Raw genomic sequence first — 19,497 nt, forward strand, 5'->3', positions numbered from 1 at the left:
GAGTCGGGGCACTCTTCGACGTGGGCCCGGACTCATCCTGTCACCGCGCGTCGCAGGCAACAAGCGACTTGTTCTAGTTTAGATAGAACAATAGACTCAACGAGTGCTCATCCACATCGACCCGGCTCGTTCGACGCCGCTGTACGAGCAACTCGCCTCAGCGATCAGGGCCTCGATCATCGACGGCCGCATCTCGGGTGGCGAACGCCTCCCGGCGGCGCGCGAGCTCGCGTCCTCCCTCGACGTCAACATGCACACCGTGCTCCGTGCCTACCGGCTGCTGCGCGACGAGCACCTCATCGAACTGCACCGAGGGCGCGGCGCGGTGGTCGTCGTGCGCATCGGCGGCCACGTTGCCCTCGCCGGCGCCATCCACGACCTCGTCGACGAGGCGAAGGCGCACGAGGTACCCGAGCCTGCCCTGCTCGAGCTCATCAGCGAGGCGTACCGCTGGAGCCCGTCGGCCCACGGCGTGGTTCGGCCGGCGGCGACACGATAAGCTGGGGCGACCGACATCGATCCGGCCATCACCGGGGAGTCTTCGGAAGAACGCGAACGGATGCCTCGCGGCATCCGCTCGTCACTAGACCCGAACGGGCAGGCCCGTCACAGCCGAAATGAGGGGTTCCGGAGTCGCCAGACGCCGGAACAAGCGAGGTGGTACCGCGGCGGAGCTCGATCGAGTGGCCGGCGTCCTCGTGTGAGCATCCGTCCCCGCAAGGAGCGAGCGTGTACCCGCGTACCCCAGACGACCACGGCGTCGCCCCGTCGCCCGACTTCCCCGCCCTCGAGCGCGAAGTGCTGGCCTTCTGGAAGGCCGACGGCACCTTCCAAGCCTCGGTCGACCAGCGCGAGGGCGCACGCGAGTGGGTGTTCTACGACGGACCGCCGTTCGCGAACGGCCTCCCGCACTACGGTCACTTGCTCACGGGCTACGCGAAAGACCTCTTCCCGCGCTTCCAGACGATGCGCGGCCACCAGGTGCACCGCCGGTTCGGCTGGGACACCCACGGCCTGCCCGCCGAGCTCGAGGCGGAGCGCCAGCTCGGCATCACCGACAAGAGCGAGATCGAGGAGATGGGCATCGCGGCGTTCAACCAGGCCGCCCGCGACGCCGTGCTCCGCTACACGAAGGAGTGGGAGGAGTACGTCACGCGCCAGGCGCGCTGGGTGGACTTCCAGAACGACTACAAGACGCTCGACGTGACCTTCATGGAGTCCGTCATCTGGGCGTTCAAGACCCTGCACGACCAGGGCCTCGCCTACGAGGGCTACCGAGTGCTGCCGTACTGCTGGCGCGACCAGACGCCGCTGTCGAACCACGAGCTGCGCATGGACGACGACGTCTACAAGATGCGGCAAGACCAGACGGTCACCGTCACCTTCCCGTTGACGGGGCCCAAGGCCGAGTCGCTCGGCCTCACGGCCGTGCGGGCCCTCGCCTGGACCACGACGCCGTGGACGCTGCCCACGAACTTCGCGCTCGCGGTCGGTCCCGACATCGAGTACGCCGTCGTGCCGGCCGGCCCGAACGGCACGCCCGACGCGACGGTGCTGCGCGAACGGGTCGGGGCATCCGACACCGAGGTGCTCGGCGGCGAATACCTCCTCGCGCTCGATCTCGTCGGCAACTACGCCAAGGAGCTCGGCTACGAGACCGCCGACGACGCGCGCGCCGCGGTGTCGCGCACAGTGCGCGGCGCCGAGCTGGCCGACGTCACCTACGACCGCCTCTTCGAGTACTACGCCGACGTCGAGCACTTCGGGCTGCAGCACGCGTGGCGCATCCTCGTCGCCGACTACGTCACGACCGAAGACGGCACGGGCATCGTGCACCTGGCGCCCGCCTACGGCGAGGAAGACCAGAAGATCGGCGAGGCCTCCGGCATCCCGGTGATCATCTCGCTCGACGAAGGCGGCAGGTTCCTGCCCGACGTCACGGATGTCGCGGGGCTGCTCTGGAGCGACGCCAACAAGCCGCTCACCCAGGTACTGAAGGCCGAGGGGCGCCTGCTCCGCCAGGCGAGCTACGAGCACTCGTACCCGCACTGCTGGCGCTGCCGCAATCCGCTCATCTACAAGGCGGTGTCGAGCTGGTTCATTCGAGTGCCCGAGTTCCGCGATTCGATGGTCGAGCTCAACCAGCAGATCAACTGGGTGCCCGACAACGTGAAAGACGGCCAGTTCGGCAAGTGGATCGGCGGCGCCCGCGACTGGTCGATCAGCCGCAATCGCTACTGGGGCTCGCCCATCCCGGTCTGGAAGAGCGACGATCCCGCGTTCCCGCGCGTCGACGTCTACGGATCGCTCGCCGAGCTCGAGCGCGACTTCGGCGCACTGCCGGTGAACGCCGCCGGCGAGCCCGACCTGCACCGGCCCTACATCGACGAGCTCACGCGCCCGAATCCCGACGACCCGAGCGGTCGCGCGACGATGCGGCGCATCCCCGACGTGCTCGACGTGTGGTTCGACTCGGGCTCGATGCCGTTCGCCCAGGTGCACTACCCGTTCGAGAACCGTGAGTTCTTCGAGGCGCACAACCCGGCCGACTTCATCGTCGAGTACATCGGGCAGACCCGCGGATGGTTCTACACGCTGCACGTGCTCTCCACGGCGCTCTTCGGGCGCCCCGCGTTCAAGAACGTCGTGAGCCACGGCATCGTGCTCGGCAACGACGGCCAGAAGATGTCGAAGTCGCTGCGCAACTACCCCGACGTGAACGAGGTGTTCGACCGCGACGGCTCCGACGCGATGCGCTGGTTCCTGATGTCGAGCTCGGTGCTGCGCGGCGGCAACCTCATCGTCACCGAGGAAGGCATCCGCGAGGGCGTACGGCAGCTCATGCTGCCGCTCTGGAGCACGTGGTACTTCTTCTCCCTCTACGCCAACACAGCGCGAGAGGGCGGCTACGAGGCATCCCGCCGAACCGACTCGACGGATGTGCTCGACCGGTACCTGCTCGCGAAGCTCGGAGACCTCGTGGCCGCGGTCACGGCCGACCTCGAGGACTTCGACTCGCCCCTCGCGGCAGCGAAGCTCCGGGACTTCGGCGACGTGCTCACCAACTGGTACGTCCGGCGCTCGCGTGACCGGTTCTGGGCGGGCGTCGGCGCCGACGGCGCCGGCCGTGGGGCGTTCGACACGCTCTTCACCGTGCTCGAGACGCTCACGCGGCTCGCGGCACCGCTCCTGCCGCTCGTCTCCGACAAGATCTGGCGGGGCCTTACCGCCGGGCGCAGCGTGCATCTCGCCGATTGGCCCGAGGATTCGGAGTTCCCGGCCGACCCGGCGCTCGTCGCGGCAATGGATTCCGTGCGCGAGATCAGCTCGGCGGCACTCTCGCTGCGCAAGCAGTCCGGTCGCCGGGTGCGACTGCCGCTCGCGAGCCTCACGGTCGTCACGACGGATGCCGCGGCGCTCGCGCCGTTCGAGGGCATCCTCCGCGACGAGCTCAACGTCAAGGCCGTCGACCTGGTCGCCCTCGACGAGTCGAGTGCGGCAGCACACGGCGTCACGAAGCGGCTCACCGTCAACGCACGCGCAGCGGGGCCGCGTCTCGGCAAGACCGTGCAGCAGGCGATCAAGGCTGCTCGCGACGGCGACTGGATGCTCGACGGCGAGACCGTCGTCGCCGGTGGCATCGCCCTCGAGGCCGGCGAATACGACCTGGTGCTCGAAGCCGGGGGATCGGGCGACGGATCGCGAGCGCTCGCGCTCCTCGCCGACGGCGGATTCGTCATCCTCGACACCTCCACGACCCCAGAGCTCGAGGCGGAGGGTCTCGCTCGCGACGTCGTGCGCGCCGTCCAGGAGGCGAGGAAGTCGGCCGGGCTCGCCGTGGGCGACCGGATCCGCCTGGCCCTCACGCTCGACCACGCCGGCGCCGAGGCGGCGACCAGGCACCGTGGGCTGATCGCGGGCGAGACGCTCGCGGTGGAGCTCGACATCGCCGCGGCATCCGATGTCGCGAACGCCGTCGCCGCGAAGCCCGTGGGCGACGGATCCGCACTTCTCATCGACTTGGAGCAGCGATGACCGACGACCAGACCGAGGCCTTCGACCGCGACGAGCGCGAGGCTGCCGACGCCGTCTACGAGACGCTGCTCGCACGCGTCGGCGAAGGCTCGCCCGAGCCGCGACTGCAGCCCACGCGGCGTGCCGTCGAACTGCTCGGCGACCCGCATCGCGCGGCTCCCGTGATCCACATCACGGGCACGAACGGCAAGACCTCGACGAGCCGCATGATCGAGAGCCTCCTACGTGCCTCGGGCCTGCGCACGGGACTGCTCACGAGCCCCCACCTCGAGCGGTTCACCGAACGGATCCGCATCGACGGCGAGCCCATCTCCGACGAGGCGATCGCACGCAACTGGCACGAGACCGCGCCGTTCATCGACCTGGTCGACGCCGAGCTCGAGGCGACCGATTCCGCCCCGCTCACGTTCTTCGAGGTGCTCACCGTGCTCGCGTTCGCGTGCTTCGCCGACGCCCCGGTCGACGTGGTCGTGCTAGAGGTCGGCATGGGCGGCGAGTGGGACTCGACGAACGTCGCCGACGGGCAGGTCGCCGTGTTCACGCCCATCGCGCTCGACCACCAGAACCGGCTCGGGTCGACGATCGAGGCGATCGCACGCACGAAGTCGGGCATCATCAAGCCCGCGGCATCCGTCGTCTCGGCGAAGCAGCCCGACGCGGCGCGCACGGTGCTCGCCGAAGCCGCCGAGCTCACCGAGTCGAGCCTCGCCTTCGAAGGAGACGCCTTCGACGTGCTCGACTCGCGCGTGGCGGTCGGCGGTCAGCTCGTGTCGATCCGCGGCCTGGCAGGGGAGTACGCCGAGGTCGTGTTGCCGCTCTTCGGGCGCCATCAGGCCGAGAACGCGGCCGTCGCGGTCGCCGCCGTCGAGACGTTCATCGGCGGGGGAGCGCTGCGGCTCGCCGACGAGGTCGTGCACGAGGGGCTCGGCACCGCGTCGTCGCCCGGACGACTGCAGAGCGTCGCCGCCGACCCCGCCGTGCTCGTCGACGCGGCGCACAACCCTCACGGAGCCGCGGCGCTCGTGACGGCCCTCGACGAGTACTTCGACTTCGACGAGGTCGCCTTTGTGTTCGGCGTGCTCGCCGACAAGGACGCCGCCGGCATCGTCGACGCCCTCGCGGGCACCGCGGGCATCTTCGTCGTGACCGAACCCGAATCCGACCGGGCCCTGCCTGCGGCGGAGCTCGCCGCGCTCGTGGCCGACCGGGTCGGTGCCGGGCGCGTGCAGTTCGCCCAGCGCATCGACGACGCGCTCGAGGACGCGCGCGGGTGGGCGGCCGATGCGCCGAAGCGCGCCGTCGTCGTCACGGGTTCGATCGCCCTCGTGGGTGAGGCGATGGCCATCGCGGCCGACCGGGGCTGGGGCCGCGCATGAGCGAGGCTGCACCGGCCGCCACGCCGCGCTCTCTTCAGCAGACCCTCGCCTCGATCGTGCTCGCCTTCGAGGTGATCGTCGTCTTCCTCGCGTCCCTCGTCATCTGGGGGCTCGCGGCTCCGGCCGCGGAGGGCGACATGCCTGCCTGGGTCGCGCTCGTCGCGGGCGGCGTCATGATCGTCGGGCTCATCGCGACGATCGGCCTGCTGCGATTCCGCTGGGCGTATGCGCTCGGCTGGGTCCTCCAGGCGCTGATCCTCGCCGCGGGTTTCCTCAACCCGGCGATGTTCGTCGTCGGGGCATTGTTCGGCGGCATGTGGTGGTACTGCATGGTCGTCGGCGCACGAATCGACCGAGAACGGACGGCTGCAGCCGATCCAGGAAAGGAACAGGAATGACCACCCCGATCGAAGAGACCCTCGTGATCGTCAAGCCCGACGGCGTCGCCCGCAACCTCACCGGCGAGATCCTCCGGCGCATCGAGGCGAAGGGGTATTCCCTCGTCGACATCCGGCTCGTGCAGGCCGACCGCGAGATCCTCGCGAAGCACTACGCCGAGCACGAGGGCAAGCCGTTCTACGAGCCGCTCGTCGAGTTCATGCAGTCGGGGCCGGTCGTCGCCATGCGCGTCGCCGGCAACCGGGTGATCGAGGGAATCCGCTCGCTCTCCGGCACCACCGATCCCACCACCGCGGCACCCGGCACGATCCGTGGCGACTTCGGCCGTGATTGGGGCCTGCGCGTGCAGCAGAACCTCATCCACGGTTCGGACTCGGCCGAGTCGGCCGAGCGCGAACTCGACCTCTGGTTCACCTAAGCGGATGCCGCGCCGGCCGGTTCACCCGGTCGGCGGGCGCCCCTCGACTCAGCGGAACAGGTTCTGCAGGTCGATCATCACGAGCGGGATCGCGTTCATGTGCACCTGTGCGAGCAGGATGACGACGCCGTAGCAGATGACCGTGATGAGCGGGATCCACTTGAACCACGCGGCTGCAACCCGCTGCACTCGTGCCGATGAGGGAATGTTCCCGACGCGCAGGTTGTGCAGGGTGACCGCCCAGAACGTGGGGATCGTCACCGCCCAGGTGAGCATGCACCACGGGCAGAGCACGTAGAGCACGTAGATGCTCTGCACGATGAGCCAGATCACGAAGACGAGCGCCCCGGCCACGCCGAGGTTGAAGACGACCCAGAACCAGCGCGCGAAGCGGGCACCGGCGAGCACCGCCACTCCGACGACGATCACGGCGGGCCACGCCATGAGGCCGATGAACGGGTTCGGGAATCCGAAGACCGCTCCCTGGGCGGAGTCGAGGTTCACGCTGCATCCGACGAGAACGCCGACATTGCACGACGGAACGTGGCCGGGATCGGCAAGCGACAGCACCTTCTCGACCGACAGGTCGAAGGCAGCCAGGAGGCCGAGGGCCCCTGCGATCACGAGGAAGATCGCCAGGGCGACGGGCCGAGCCCGCCGGGAAGAGTCCGCCATGCTCGGATTATGGCATGCCGTTTCCACACCATGCTGTGAGACCGTGCGATAATCGAAGGAGTCGTCCGGGCCGCGCCCGGCACGACGCCAATGAAGGCTTTGAGGATGCACCGCATCCGAGTGGGCGGGCGAACGCACCGCGAGACGTGGCGACACAGGCAACCTGCCGGTCGCAGTAATGAAGGATTGGCGGGTCTGCGCACGGCGTAGAACCGCTCGAGACGAGTACGGAACGACGGCGCGGCCGTCGGAACCGGCGTAGGAGTGCACCAGAGATGGTGGAAGGCAACGAGAAGAACAACAACGAACCCGAAACCGGCAGTGGCGCACCGAAGCGACGTGGGGGCCTTTTCGGAGCCCGGCGCTCGGCTCGGAGCCGCGCGGGTCAGGAGCAGCGGCCTGCCGCGACGCTCGATCCCACGCCGCCGCCCATCGAGGTGACGGATGCCGCGACGCCCGAGGCCGTGCTGACGGCACCGGCGCTCGAGCGCACGACCGCAGCCGCAGGCGGCGGCGACGTGACGTCGGGGCGCAGCGCCGGGGTCACGGTGAGCGACGATGTCGCGGCATCCGACACCGATGGCGTCCCCGCCGCGGCGAAGCGCTCGCCGATCCCGGCCGTGCTCTCGACGACGTCCCTGATCTTCCACGCCCCGCCTGTGCTCGTCACGCCCGAGGGTGAAGAGCCCCAGGCGCGCGGCGATCGGCCCGAGCGCGGCGAACGGCAAGAGCGCGGTGGCGCGCCCGAGGGCGACGAGCCGTCGAGCGTGCGCCGCCGCACTCGGCGCCGGAGCGGTGAGGAGGGTCGCACCGCCGGCGAGGAGTCGGCCAACACGGTCGTCAAGGTGCGCAAGCCCCGCGAGCCCGAGCTCATCACCGAGCCGCAGAAGGTCAAGGGTTCCACGCGACTCGAGGCGAAGAAGCAGCGCCGTCGTGATGGTCGCGATGCCGGCCGCCGCCGCACCGTGATCACCGAGGCCGAGTTCCTCGCCCGCCGGGAGTCCGTCGATCGCAAGATGGTCGTGCGCTCGAAGGCCGGGCGCATCCAGATCGGCGTGCTCGAAGACGGCGTGCTCGTCGAGCACTACGTCGCCCGCAACCAGGAGTCCTCGCTCATCGGCAACGTCTACCTCGGTCGCGTGCAGAACGTGCTGCCGAGCATGGAGGCCGCGTTCGTCGACATCGGCCGCGGCCGAAACGCCGTGCTGTACTCCGGCGAGGTCGACTGGGATGCCGCCGCCGAGAACGGCCAGGCGAACCAGCCGCGACGCATCGAGCTGGCGTTGAAGCCCGGCGACCGGGTGCTCGTCCAGGTGACGAAGGATCCGATCGGCCACAAGGGCGCCCGGCTCACGAGCCAGGTGTCGCTGCCGGGCCGCTACCTCGTCTACGTGCCCAACGGGTCGATGAACGGCATCAGCCGAAAGCTTCCCGACACCGAGCGCGCCCGCTTGAAGAAGATCCTCAAAGAGGTGCTTCCCGACAACGTCGGCGTCATCGTGCGCACGGCGGCCGAAGGCGCCACCGAGGAGCAACTCACGCTCGACGTGAACCGTCTGATCGCGCAATGGGCCGACATCTCGAGCCAGCTCGAGAAGGTGCAGGCGCCTGCGCTGCTGCACTCCGAGCCCGACCTGCTCATCAAGATCGTCCGCGATGTCTTCAACGAGGACTTCCAGCAGATGGTCATCGCCGGCGACGAGGCCCGGCAGACGATCGAGTCCTACGTTCGTCAGGTCGCCCCCGACCTGCTCGAGCGCATGCAGCCCTACGAGGGCGAGCGCGACGCATTCGACGAGTTCCGCATCTCGGAGCAGATCGAGAAGGCGCTCGACCGCAAGGTCTGGCTGCCGTCGGGTGGCTCGCTCGTGATCGATCGCACCGAGGCCATGACCGTCATCGACGTCAACACGGGCAAGTTCGTCGGCTCGGGCGGCAATCTCGAAGAGACGGTGACGAAGAACAACCTCGAGGCGGCCGAGGAGATCGTGCGCCAGTTGCGACTGCGCGACATCGGCGGCATCATCGTCGTCGACTTCATCGACATGGTGCTCGAGTCCAACCGCGACCTCGTGCTGCGCCGGCTCGTCGAGTGCCTCTCCCGCGACCGCACCAAGCACCAGGTGGCTGAGGTCACCTCACTCGGCCTCGTGCAGATGACCCGCAAGAAGCTGGGCCTCGGCCTGCTCGAGTCGTTCAGCGAGCCGTGTGAGGTCTGCGCCGGCCGTGGCATCATCGTGCACCACGAGCCCGTCGTGAAGCACCGCCAGCCTCAGCAACAGCAGCAGCCCGAGCGCCGTCGTGGTCGTGGCGGTGCACCGTCGCAGCCGGCTCAGCAGCCCGACGAGCACAAGGCGCAGACGGGCACCCACGCGATCACCGACGACGTGAAGCACGCACTCGCGCAGATCGCGGCGTCGACGATCGTGCACCCCGAGCAGAAGCCCGAGACCGCGGCATCCAATGCCGTGAGCACGACGCGGTCGGCCGACAAGACCGGTGGCGCGCCTGCCGCATCGACCGCGAGGACCGCGGGCGGCCGTCGCAGCCGTCACCGCCGGGTGACGCAGGAGCAGGGGGCGGCGGAGCACGTCTCCGCAGCAGAGCCGAGCGGCTCGACCGCCACCGCGCCCGCCGATGACCTCGTTCACGACGCCGTGCAGCTTCTCGACCTGCCGGTGCCGCCCGCGGAGCGCAAGCGCCCGGCGCGGGCGCCCGAGGCCGAGGTGCTGCTCGATTCAGTGCTCGACGCGCTGCCGGCTCCGAAGAAGGCGGGCGAGGGTCGCGCACGCAGTCGTCGCGTGTCGACTGCGGCGCTCAGCGGTGCAGGCGGAGCGCCGGTGATCACGCGCGCCGACGGCTCCGATGTCTCGGAGTCATCCGTCGACCGCTGACCCCGACGAGCGGGCGCGCCGCTCACGCGGCGTGACCCGCAGCCCGCTGCGGCGGAGCCGGGCGACGAGTTCGCGCGGCGAGACCGGCTCTGCACCTGCCGCGACGAGCTCGTCGTATCGCTCGACGGGCACGTCGAAGTGGTCGAGGTCGAACGAACGCGGCGGCAGCCCGACGCGGCGGGCGAAGGCCTGGAGCTCCTCGATCGAGGCGTCGCTCACGAGATGCGCCCACACGGTGCCGTGCTTGGGCCACAGCGGCGTGTCGATGAGCACGGTCATGCGCCGATCCTACGCGGGAGTGTTCGCGACGCGCCGTAAGTGCTGCGTTTGACCGGCCACCCCTGATCGGATAAACTCGACCGTTGGTGCCACCGCTTATCACGGTGTGCCCGCACAGTTTTCTGGCAGTGACGACCCTCCTTCCCGCTGGGGTCCCGCGCAGTGACATCCCATCAGCAGCCGGAGCTCCGGCTCCCCAAAGATAGGTACGAGTAGTGGTTTACGCAGTAGTGCGCGCCGGCGGCCGGCAGGAGAAGGTCGAAGTCGGCACCATCGTGACGATGGACCGTATCAAGGCAGACAAGGACGGCAACGTCTCACTCGCCGCGGTCCTCCTCGTCGATGGCGAGAAGATCACCTCCGACGCCGAGTCGCTTGCCAAGGTCACGGTTACCGCCGAGGTCCTCAACGACCTCCGCGGTCCGAAGATCGTGATCCAGAAGTTCAAGAACAAGACCGGGTACAAGAAGCGCCAGGGGCACCGTCAGGAGCTCACGCGCGTCAAGGTCACCGGCATCAAGTAGCGGCCGCAAGGAGAATCAGACATGGCACACAAAAAGGGAGCGAGCTCCACTCGCAACGGTCGTGACTCGAACGCCCAGCGCCTCGGCGTGAAGCGCTTCGGCGGCCAGGTCGTCGGCGCGGGCGAGATCCTCGTCCGTCAGCGCGGCACGCACTTCCACCCCGGTGCAGGCGTCGGTCGCGGTGGCGACGACACGCTCTTCGCACTTGAGGCCGGTGCGGTCCAGTTCGGCAAGAAGGGTGGCCGCAAGGTCGTCAACATCGTGGCGGCCGGCGAATAGTCGACCGAACGATTCTGTGAGGGCGGGCTTCGGCTCGCCCTCACGCGTTTTCATCCGTGAGGAGGATGCAGCACATGGTCAGCTTCGTCGACGAGGTGACACTGTTCGTGCGTGCCGGTCACGGTGGGAACGGATGCGTCTCAGTACGCCGCGAGAAGTTCAAGCCCCTCGCGGGCCCTGACGGCGGCAACGGCGGCAACGGTGGCGACATCGTGCTCGTCGCCGACCCGAACGTCACCACCCTGCTCGGCTTTCACCGCCGTCCGCACCGTTCATCGGAGAACGGCGGACCCGGCATGGGCGACCACCGCTCGGGCGCGGCCGGCGAGCTTCTCGAGCTGCCGGTGCCCGTGGGCACCGTCGTGAAGGACCACGACGGTGAAGAGCTCGCAGACCTCGCCGAGCCCGGCATGCGATTCGTCGTCGCGCCCGGCGGCCAGGGCGGTCTCGGCAACGCCGCGCTCTCGTCGACGAAGCGAAAGGCTCCCGGCTTCGCGCTGCTCGGCACGCCCGGATTCGAGGGCGAGGTCATCCTCGAGCTGAAGACGATTGCGGATGTCGCGCTCGTCGGCTTCCCCTCGGCCGGCAAGTCGAGCCTCATCGCCGCACTGTCGGCGGCGCGCCCCAAGATCGCCGACTACCCGTTCACGACGCTGCATCCGAACCTCGGCGTCGTGCAGGCCGGCGAGAGCCGGTTCACCGTCGCCGACGTTCCGGGCCTCATCGAGGGTGCGAGCGAGGGCAAGGGCCTCGGGCTCGAGTTCCTCCGCCACGTCGAGCGCTGCTCGGCCCTGCTGCACGTCATCGACTGCGCGACGCTCGAGCCGGGCCGCGACCCGGTCAGCGACCTCGATGTCATCCTGGGCGAGCTCGGCGCGTATCCTGTGCCCGAGGGCCAGGTGCCGCTGCTCGAGCGGCCGCAGCTGATCGCGCTGAACAAGATCGACGTGCCCGAGGCACGCGAGCTCGCCGCGTTCATGCGGCCCGAGTTCGAGGCGCGCGGCTACCGCGTGTTCGAGATCTCCACGGTGAGTCATGAAGGATTGCGGCAGCTCGGGTTCGCCCTCGGCGAGGTCGTCGAGAACGCGCGACGCGAAGCGGCCGAAGCCCCCGCTGCACCGCGCATCGTCATGCGCCCGAGGAGCGTCGACGACGCCGGATTCACCGTGCGCGCCGAAGGCGGCAGTTACGGCACCCTGTACCGGGTGCTCGGCTCGAAGCCCGAGCGGTGGGTCGCGCAGACCGACTTCACGAACGACGAGGCCGTCGGCTACCTCGCCGACCGCCTTGCACGCCTCGGCATCGAGGATGCGCTCGTGCGCGCCGGAGCCGTCGCCGGCTCTGCCGTGGTCATCGGCCCCGGTGCCGGAGTCGTCTTCGACTGGGAGCCGACCCTCACCTCCACCGCCGAGCTCATCACGGCCCCGCGCGGTTCCGACCTCCGGCTCGACGAGCAACGACGTGCCACGCGCAACGAGCGCCGCAGCGACTACCACGAGCGCATGGACGCGAAAGCCGAGGCGCGAGCCGAGCTCGAGCGCGAGCGCGCGGCCGGCATGTGGTCGGAGTCGGATGCCGAGGGCGAGCCCGTCGTCGAAGGCGACGAGCCGTCGACCGCCGCTGTCTCCGCTCAGGAGGGTGCGGGCGAGGAGGGTCAACGGTGACACCCCGGCGGCGCACGGAGATCCCACACGCCACCCGCATCGTGGTGAAGGTCGGCTCCTCCTCGATCAGCGGAGACAACGCCGGCCAGATCGCGCCGCTCGTCGACGCGCTTGCCGCCGCCCATGAGCGTGGCATCGAGGTCGTGCTCGTCTCCTCCGGGGCGATCGCGACCGGCATGCCGTATCTCAAGCTCGACGAGCGGCCCACCGATCTCGCGACCCAGCAGGCCGCGGCATCCGTCGGGCAGAACCTGCTCGTGTTCCGCTACCAGGACTCGCTCGACCGCTACGGCATCGTCGCGGGGCAGGTGCTCCTCACCGCGGGCGACCTCGAGAACCCCACGCCGCGCTCGAACGCGCAGCGCGCGATGGACCGGCTGCTCGCGCTGAAGATCCTGCCGATCGTGAACGAGAACGACACCGTCGCGACCCACGAGATCCGGTTCGGCGACAACGACCGGCTCGCGGCCCTCGTCGCCGAGCTGATCGGCGCCGACCTGCTCGTGCTGCTCTCCGACGTCGACGCGCTGTACACGAAGCCGCCGCACCTCGACGGGGCGAAGCGCATCGAGCACGTGCCGTTCGGCGACGCCCTCACGGGCGTCGAGATCGGTTCGGTGGGACGCACCGGCGTCGGCACCGGGGGAGCGGAGACCAAGGTGTCGGCGGCGCGCATCGCGGCCGAGGCCGGTGCCGCGGTGCTGATCACGGCGACGAGCCTCGTCGCCGACGCGCTGGCCGGACGCGAGGTCGGTACTTGGTTCGAGCCCGCCCCCGAACGTCACACGGCCGACGGCGAACCGGCGCTCGCCTAGGCTGATTCCATGGAGCACCACGAAGTCGACACGAGCCTGATCGACGCGCGGCTCGCTGCCGCGAAGGACGCGTCATTCCGGCTCGCGCAGGCGACGACGGCCGAGAAGGATGCCGCCCTCGAACAGGTTGCCGCGATCCTCCGGGAACGGGCGGCCGACATCGTCGCCGCGAACGCGCTCGACCTCGCCGCCGGCCGCGATGCGGGTCTCGCCACAGGACTCCTCGACCGACTCGAACTCGACGAGCGCCGGGTCGACGCACTCGCCGAGGCGGTGCTCGAGGTCATCGCGCTCACCGATCCGATCGGCGAGACCGTGAGTGGCCGGTCGCTGCCGAGCGGGATCCGCATCGACCAGGTACGCGTGCCGCTCGGCGTCGTGGGCGCGATCTACGAGGCGCGACCGAACGTGACCGTCGACATCGCCGTGCTCGCGCTGAAGAGCGGCAACGCGGTCGTGCTCCGCGGCGGCAGCGCGGCCGAGCAGACGAACCGGGTGCTCGTCGGAGTGCTGCGCGACGCGCTCGACGCGGTGGGTCTCCCCGCCGACGCCGTGCAGACCGTCGACGACTTCGGCCGCGCCGGTGCGCGCCATCTCATGCAGGCCCGCGACTACGTCGACGTGCTCATCCCGCGCGGGAGTGCCGGGCTCATCCGGGCCGTCGTCGACGAAGCGCGGGTGCCCGTCATCGAGACGGGCGCCGGGGTCGTGCACATGTTCCTCGATGAGAGCGCGCGGGAAGACTGGGCCGTCGAGCTCGTGCACAATGCGAAGGTGCAACGACCGAGCGTCTGCAATGCCCTCGAGACCCTGCTCGTGCACGAGGCGGCGGCTGAGCGGCTGCTGCCCGCGGTGCTCGACCGGCTCGAGGCATCCGGCGTCACGATCCATGGCGACGAGCGGGTGCGCGCACTCCGGCCGAACGCCCTTCCCGTCACCGACGAGGACTGGGCCACCGAGCACATGAGCCTCGACCTGTCGGTCGGCGTCGTCGACTCGATCGACGACGCGCTGCGGCACATCCGTCGCTATTCGACGAAGCACACCGAGTCGATCGTGACGAACGACCTCGGCAATGCGGAACGCTTCCTGAAGGAGGTGGATGCCGCGGCGGTCATGGTGAACGCCTCGACGCGCTTCACCGACGGCGCGGAGTTCGGATTCGGCGCCGAAGTCGGAATCTCGACGCAGAAGCTGCACGCGCGAGGGCCCATGGGACTGCCCGAGCTCACGAGCACGAAGTGGATCGTGCGCGGCGCCGGGCATGTGCGTGCCTGACCTCGCTAGACTGTCCGGAGCGACACCCGCAGGATTCGAAAGGAACGGCGAATGAGCCTCGTGACCGCAGTGCTGACCGAGACGGTGCACGCCAGGGAACTGCCGATCGACTCGTGGGTCTACGGTCTCATCGCGCTCGTCATCTTCGCTGTGCTCGCCATGATCGTCGCGTCGTACCGCGACGTGGCCAACCGCCACAGCAGCAGATCGGCAGCCTACGCTGCCCGCCACTCAGGAGACGAGCACGGCGGTCACTGAGCGGGCGGTCGCGTGATCACGAGCGAGGAACGCCGACCACGGGTCGGTGTGATGGGTGGCACCTTCGATCCCATCCACCACGGGCACCTCGTGGCCGCGAGCGAGGTCGCTCAGCACCTCGAGCTCGATGAGGTCGTGTTCGTGCCCACCGGGCAGCCGAGCTACAAATCCGACGTCACGCAAGCCGAGCACCGGTATCTCATGACGGTCATCGCGACGGCGTCGAACCCGCGGTTCACCGTGAGCCGCGTCGACATCGATCGTCCGAAGCCGACGTTCACGATCGACACGCTCCACGACATCCGGAGCCAGCGCCCCGACGCCGACCTGTACTTCATCACCGGTGCCGACGCGATCGCCCAGATCCTCTCCTGGAAGAACGTCGGCGAACTCTGGGAACTCGCGCACTTCGTGGCTGTGAGTCGCCCGGGACATGTGCTCTCCGTTTCGGGTTTGCCAGAGCAAGACGTAAGCTTGTTGGAGGTTCCGGCACTTGCGATCTCGTCGACCGACTGCCGGGACAGGGTGCGCCGGGGATTCCCGGTGTGGTACTTGGTGCCCGATGGGGTCGTCCAGTACATCTCCAAGCACCATCTCTATCGGAGTGTCGAATGACGTCGTCACAGGAACCACCGCTCACGCGCCGCGAGGCTCGTGAGCGTGAGCGCCTGCGTGAGCAGCAGGCGCCCTCGACGACCCCCGAAGCCGCTCCCGCTCCGCGCGATCCGCAGGCCGATCAGCCCGTTCGGGCCGTCCCGCCGCAGCCTGCCGCACCGCCCGTGCAGCCGCCGCAGCAGCAGATCCCGGCCCCCACGCCTGCGCCGGCCGCAGCTCCGGCCTATGCCGCTCCGCGCCCAGCAGGAGCGTCCGGCCAGCAGCCGTCGCCGTTCGGGGGAGCCGTCGCCGCACCGCAGCAGAACCCGTTCGCACCCAGGTATCCGCAGCCCGCTGCACCTGCCGCGCCGCCGACGCCCGCCGCGCCCTCCCAGTTCGGGTCGCCGTTCCCGGCGCCGTCGTCGCCCGCGCAGCGCCAACCGAGCGTCGAGACCAGCGCCCCCGAGCGCACGCTGACGCGACGCGAGCTCCGGGCGATGCTCGATGCGCAGCACGAGCATGAACTCGACCTCGACGACGAGGTCATCGCGACACCGCCCGCTGCAGCAGCTCCCACGGAGCATCCGTTGCTGTCGCCTCCCGTTCCGACTCGAGCACCGGCGCCGCACCAGCCGGCCGCCGACGTGAGCCTCGCCGCCGACGCCGTCGTGGCGCAGAAGCCCGTCGGTCACTGGACTGCACAGCTGAACGTGCCGGCCGATCGCGCCGAGCCGTTCGACCAGTTGCTCTCACGTGGCGGCGTGAGCCACGGCGTTCCGACCACCACGAACGCGCTCATCCTGCCGTCGCTGCCGAATCAGGCGCCGGTCGGCAACAATCCGCTTGCATCGAGCGGTGAGATCATCGTCACCGGATCGATCAACCTGCCGCGCAGTTACGGCGCGACGGGCGTGCACCCGAGCCACATCGACTCGAGCGACGTCGACCGGCTGTTCGACCAGGTCGAAGACGGCGCAGGCACCGGCGGCGCGCCGATCGCAGCGACACGCGCCATCAGCACCCAGGGCGCCGCTCGCGCGATGATGGCTCCGCCGAAGAAGGAGGGCGTGAACGCCCCCCTCGTGCTCGCCGTCACTGCCGGCGTGCTCGCACTCGGCGTCGTCGCCACACTCGTCATCGGTGCCGTCGCCGGCCTCTTCTGAGCTGGGGCATCCACATCGACTTCTCAGAATCCGGAAAAGAGCGTATGACCGCATCACACGAGGCACTCGACTTGCTCGCCATCGCGGCGCGGGCGGCAGACTCCAAGGGCGGTGAAGACCTGGTGGCACTCGACGTGTCGGGTCCGCTGCCGTTCGCCGACATCTTCCTGCTGGTCACCGGCAACTCCGAGCGCAACGTCGTCGCCATCGCCGACGAGGTCGAGGAGGTGCTCGGCCGTTCCGGAACCCAGACCCGTCGTCGCGAGGGTCACGACGCCGGCCGCTGGATCCTGCTCGATTTCGGCGACCTGGTGGTGCACGTCTTCCACCAGGAGGAGCGCCTCTACTACGGCCTCGAACGGCTCTGGCTCGACTGCCCGTCGCTGCCCGTCGCACCGCTCCTGGCAGCGAGCAGCTGAGTACAGCCGCGAGCATCCGCCGAGCGGGCCTCGATTTCATCCGAGACCTGCGGCTGGTGTAAGCTCAATTCGTTGCCTCGAACGGGGCGTACGGGTCTGTGGCGCAGCTGGTAGCGCACCTGCATGGCATGCAGGGGGTCAGGGGTTCGAGTCCCCTCAGATCCACCAAGAACCCCTGATCCCAAGTTGATCAGGGGTTTTTCTCGTCTCACTCAGAAGAGATCCTCGCCGGGCAGCTCGGCGAGGATCGCGGATCCAGCTCGGAATGAGCTCCTCGTGGAGCTCCTCATCCTCATGGAGGTCGAGGTACCGTACGCGCTCATGCTTGGACTCGCCCGGAGGGAGCGGGCCCAGCGATGAGCCGTTGAGCTAGACACCGCGTTTCCGTCCCGGCATCGCGTCGATATAGGCCGCAGCAGGCTACCGGGTGGCAATCAGCTCGACCTGAGGCTCGTCGACACAATCGGAGCGTGGGCGCGTCGCGTCCGGGCACGGATGTCACGCCCAATAGGGTTGACCCGCCCGTCTCCACACCCGCAACACCTTGAACGATTGCCGCGCCCTGACATGCCCCGCTCCTCCCGAATCATCCCCGGCGCCATCGTCGCCTTTCTGTTCGTCGCACTCCTCGTCTGGACGGGCGCCTGGAATCCGCTGACGGAGGCGTTCGCCGACGCCTTCGGCATCGAGGTCGAGGCGAGCGGGGATGCTGCAGCCGCCCTCGCCGAGCTCGACACCGTCACGGTGAAAGGCAAGGCGCCGATGACGGGCTACGACCGTGAAGGCATGTTCGGCACCGCATGGATCGACAGCGACCGCAACGGATGCGACCAGCGCAACGATGTTCTCGACCGCGATCTGATGGCCAAGACGTACGAGCCCGACACGCGCGATTGCGTCGTGATCACCGGCACTCTCGATGATCCGTACACAGGCGTGACCATCCGATTCACGCGCGGGCAGGACACCTCCACTGCGGTGCAGATCGACCACATCTACCCTCTGGGCATGGCGTGGCGTCAGGGGGCGCAACAGTGGACTCAGGATCAACGCATCGCGTTCGCCAACGACTTCGACAACCTCGTCGCCGTCGACGGTCCCGCGAACGGGCAGAAGGGCGATTCCGGCCCCGCTGCCTGGCTGCCATCGAACAAGAGGTATCGCTGCGAGTACGTCATCGACTTCGTCGAGGTCACCGCGAAGTACGACCTCTCGATGCCGCAACCGGATGTCGACGCCGCCCGTCGCGTCCTCGAGGGCTGCTGACGCGAAGACGGGACGTATGCTGAAGCATGGACATTCGCGACATCCCCTTCACGACGATCGACGGCGACCCGACGTCACTGGCCGAGTGGGCCGACGACGTGGTGCTGGTCGTGAACGTGGCCTCGCGGTGCGGGCTGACGCCCCAGTACGAACAGCTCGAAGCGTTGCAGCGTGAATACGGCCCGCGCGGATTCACGGTCCTCGGGTTCCCGTGCAACCAGTTCGCCGGGCAGGAGCCGGGCGGCGCCGACGACATCAAGGAGTTCTGCTCCATGACCTACGGTGTGACCTTCCCGCTCATGGAGAAGGTCAAGGTCAACGGCCGGAACCGGCATCCGCTCTATGCAGAGCTCACGACCGTTCACGACGCCAGGGGCAAGGCCGGGCGCGTCAAGTGGAACTTCGAGAAGTTCGTGATCCAGCCCAGCGGAGAGGTGCAGCGGTTCCGCCCCGACGTCCTCCCGAATGATCGGGCGATCATCGCGGCGATCGAGCGTGGCCTCGCCGACGAAGCGGCCGCCTGACCGATCGTCCGAGCGGCATCGCATCGCACGGCGCGCTGTCTTGACCACTCATGGCGCGCGGCCCACAATTGGGGGTCTATCCGATTGCAGGGAGCGTGAGGAACGGATGTCAGACACGTACACTCGTCCGATCATCGATGAGGGAGCCGGCGCGGTCGTCGGCGGCGCCCCGCAAGGCGAGGAAGGCGCGCCGTCACAGTCGACCGGTGAGCCCGAGCGACGCAGCGCGGGCGCATTCTGGAGCCGCGACATCCGATTCATGCTCGTCGTGCTCGCCGCGATCGTGGTGCTCTTCCTCGCCTTCGCGCTGCTCATCGCGTTCAGCCCGACCGGCGCCGCGATCAGCGCACTCGCGATCATCGCGGCACCCATCGCCACGATGGTCGCCGCCTACTACGGCATCTCGCTCGCGTTGCGCCAGGTCAGCGACGCACGCGAGACCGCGGAGGCATCGGAGGGGCGCGCACGCGCCGCCGAGGTCACCGCTCGCGAGTCCGACGCCTGGGCGGCCCAGATGGAGTCGGGACTGCGCGTCGCCGTCGCCAAGCTCCGAGCAGCCGGCCAGGACACTCGCGATGTGGAGCGTGCCGCGGGCACGCCCGACGAGTTCTTCTGAGCCTCCTCTCCACGCGAGCGA

The 19,497-nt window shown here is 69.0% G+C and carries 20 protein-coding genes and 1 tRNA gene; 19 read left to right on the forward strand and 2 right to left on the reverse strand.

All coding sequences use genetic code 11. The annotated features are described in order from the left end of the window. Nucleotides 1–103: 103 nt before the first annotated feature. The 5 genes from J7E25_RS12765 to ndk all read left to right on the forward strand — a co-directional run bounded on the left by J7E25_RS12765 (nucleotide 104) and on the right by ndk (nucleotide 6,228). A complete protein-coding gene (locus J7E25_RS12765; RefSeq protein WP_214870492.1) occupies nucleotides 104–499 on the forward strand; it encodes a GntR family transcriptional regulator in 396 nt (131 codons plus the stop codon). A gap of 230 nt (nucleotides 500–729) precedes the next feature. Next, on the forward strand, nucleotides 730–4,035 hold the full coding sequence (ileS, locus tag J7E25_RS12770) for an isoleucine--tRNA ligase (protein WP_308164549.1): 3,306 nt from the start codon (nucleotides 730–732) through the stop codon (nucleotides 4,033–4,035). Continuing rightward, nucleotides 4,032–5,411 carry a folylpolyglutamate synthase/dihydrofolate synthase family protein gene (locus J7E25_RS12775; RefSeq protein ID WP_214870493.1) on the forward strand — a complete coding sequence of 460 codons (1,380 nt, stop codon included), beginning with the start codon at nucleotides 4,032–4,034 and terminating at the stop codon, nucleotides 5,409–5,411. Before ileS ends, J7E25_RS12775 begins: the two co-directional genes overlap by 4 nt. Further along, a complete protein-coding gene (locus J7E25_RS12780; protein WP_214870494.1) occupies nucleotides 5,408–5,809 on the forward strand; it encodes a DUF4233 domain-containing protein in 402 nt (133 codons plus the stop codon). Before J7E25_RS12775 ends, J7E25_RS12780 begins: the two co-directional genes overlap by 4 nt. After that, entirely contained in the window at nucleotides 5,806–6,228 is a 423-nt protein-coding gene (ndk, locus tag J7E25_RS12785; RefSeq protein WP_214870495.1) for a nucleoside-diphosphate kinase, read from the forward strand. The genes J7E25_RS12780 and ndk overlap by 4 nt, the downstream gene beginning before the upstream one ends. Nucleotides 6,229–6,276: 48 nt before the next feature. Here ndk and J7E25_RS12790 read toward each other — a convergent pair whose 3' ends face one another. Further along, a complete protein-coding gene (locus J7E25_RS12790) occupies nucleotides 6,277–6,903 on the reverse strand; it encodes a vitamin K epoxide reductase family protein (RefSeq protein WP_214870496.1) in 627 nt (208 codons plus the stop codon). 275 nt (nucleotides 6,904–7,178) lie between these two features. Between J7E25_RS12790 and J7E25_RS12795 the strand changes: the two genes are divergently transcribed. Beyond that, on the forward strand, nucleotides 7,179–9,797 hold the full coding sequence (locus J7E25_RS12795) for an Rne/Rng family ribonuclease (RefSeq protein WP_214870497.1): 2,619 nt from the start codon (nucleotides 7,179–7,181) through the stop codon (nucleotides 9,795–9,797). Here J7E25_RS12795 and J7E25_RS12800 read toward each other — a convergent pair. Then, entirely contained in the window at nucleotides 9,780–10,076 is a 297-nt protein-coding gene (locus J7E25_RS12800) for a DUF4031 domain-containing protein (RefSeq protein ID WP_214870498.1), read from the reverse strand. The two genes, J7E25_RS12795 and J7E25_RS12800, sit on opposite strands and share 18 nt — an antisense overlap. Nucleotides 10,077–10,291: 215 nt before the next feature. Between J7E25_RS12800 and rplU the strand changes: the two genes are divergently transcribed. The 13 genes from rplU (at nucleotide 10,292) to J7E25_RS12865 (ending at nucleotide 19,476) form a co-directional block, all read left to right on the forward strand. Continuing rightward, complete coding sequence (gene rplU, locus J7E25_RS12805) at nucleotides 10,292–10,600, forward strand: 50S ribosomal protein L21 (RefSeq protein ID WP_129521794.1); 309 nt, start codon at nucleotides 10,292–10,294, stop codon at nucleotides 10,598–10,600. 21 nt (nucleotides 10,601–10,621) lie between these two features. Then, nucleotides 10,622–10,879 (forward strand): 50S ribosomal protein L27, encoded by a 258-nt coding sequence (gene rpmA / locus J7E25_RS12810; RefSeq protein WP_129521795.1) that lies wholly within the window; start codon nucleotides 10,622–10,624, stop codon nucleotides 10,877–10,879. Between the two features lie 74 nt (nucleotides 10,880–10,953). After that, on the forward strand, nucleotides 10,954–12,543 hold the full coding sequence (obgE, locus tag J7E25_RS12815) for a GTPase ObgE (protein WP_214870499.1): 1,590 nt from the start codon (nucleotides 10,954–10,956) through the stop codon (nucleotides 12,541–12,543). After that, nucleotides 12,540–13,358 carry a glutamate 5-kinase gene (gene proB, locus J7E25_RS12820; RefSeq protein WP_214870500.1) on the forward strand — a complete coding sequence of 273 codons (819 nt, stop codon included), beginning with the start codon at nucleotides 12,540–12,542 and terminating at the stop codon, nucleotides 13,356–13,358. Before obgE ends, proB begins: the two co-directional genes overlap by 4 nt. A 9-nt stretch (nucleotides 13,359–13,367) precedes the next feature. Beyond that, nucleotides 13,368–14,636: a glutamate-5-semialdehyde dehydrogenase gene (locus J7E25_RS12825; RefSeq protein WP_214870501.1), complete on the forward strand. Its 1,269-nt coding sequence runs from the start codon at nucleotides 13,368–13,370 to the stop codon at nucleotides 14,634–14,636. Between the two features lie 51 nt (nucleotides 14,637–14,687). Further along, a complete protein-coding gene (locus J7E25_RS12830; RefSeq protein WP_214870502.1) occupies nucleotides 14,688–14,894 on the forward strand; it encodes a hypothetical protein in 207 nt (68 codons plus the stop codon). Between the two features lie 12 nt (nucleotides 14,895–14,906). Beyond that, on the forward strand, nucleotides 14,907–15,509 hold the full coding sequence (nadD, locus tag J7E25_RS12835; protein ID WP_214870503.1) for a nicotinate-nucleotide adenylyltransferase: 603 nt from the start codon (nucleotides 14,907–14,909) through the stop codon (nucleotides 15,507–15,509). Then, nucleotides 15,506–16,651: a hypothetical protein gene (locus tag J7E25_RS12840; RefSeq protein ID WP_214870504.1), complete on the forward strand. Its 1,146-nt coding sequence runs from the start codon at nucleotides 15,506–15,508 to the stop codon at nucleotides 16,649–16,651. Before nadD ends, J7E25_RS12840 begins: the two co-directional genes overlap by 4 nt. A gap of 44 nt (nucleotides 16,652–16,695) precedes the next feature. Next, nucleotides 16,696–17,070 (forward strand): ribosome silencing factor, encoded by a 375-nt coding sequence (gene rsfS, locus J7E25_RS12845; protein ID WP_214870505.1) that lies wholly within the window; start codon nucleotides 16,696–16,698, stop codon nucleotides 17,068–17,070. A 92-nt stretch (nucleotides 17,071–17,162) separates the two neighbouring features. After that, nucleotides 17,163–17,238 (forward strand) — tRNA-Ala (locus tag J7E25_RS12850). 399 nt (nucleotides 17,239–17,637) lie between these two features. Continuing rightward, complete coding sequence (locus J7E25_RS12855; RefSeq protein ID WP_214870506.1) at nucleotides 17,638–18,336, forward strand: HNH endonuclease family protein; 699 nt, start codon at nucleotides 17,638–17,640, stop codon at nucleotides 18,334–18,336. A 26-nt stretch (nucleotides 18,337–18,362) separates the two neighbouring features. Continuing rightward, on the forward strand, nucleotides 18,363–18,860 hold the full coding sequence (locus J7E25_RS12860) for a glutathione peroxidase (RefSeq protein WP_214870507.1): 498 nt from the start codon (nucleotides 18,363–18,365) through the stop codon (nucleotides 18,858–18,860). A gap of 106 nt (nucleotides 18,861–18,966) precedes the next feature. Beyond that, nucleotides 18,967–19,476 (forward strand): hypothetical protein, encoded by a 510-nt coding sequence (locus J7E25_RS12865; protein ID WP_214870508.1) that lies wholly within the window; start codon nucleotides 18,967–18,969, stop codon nucleotides 19,474–19,476. Nucleotides 19,477–19,497: the final 21 nt, after the last annotated feature.

The organism is Agromyces sp. ISL-38 (genome assembly GCF_018613935.1).
GTDB lineage: Bacteria > Actinomycetota > Actinomycetes > Actinomycetales > Microbacteriaceae > Agromyces.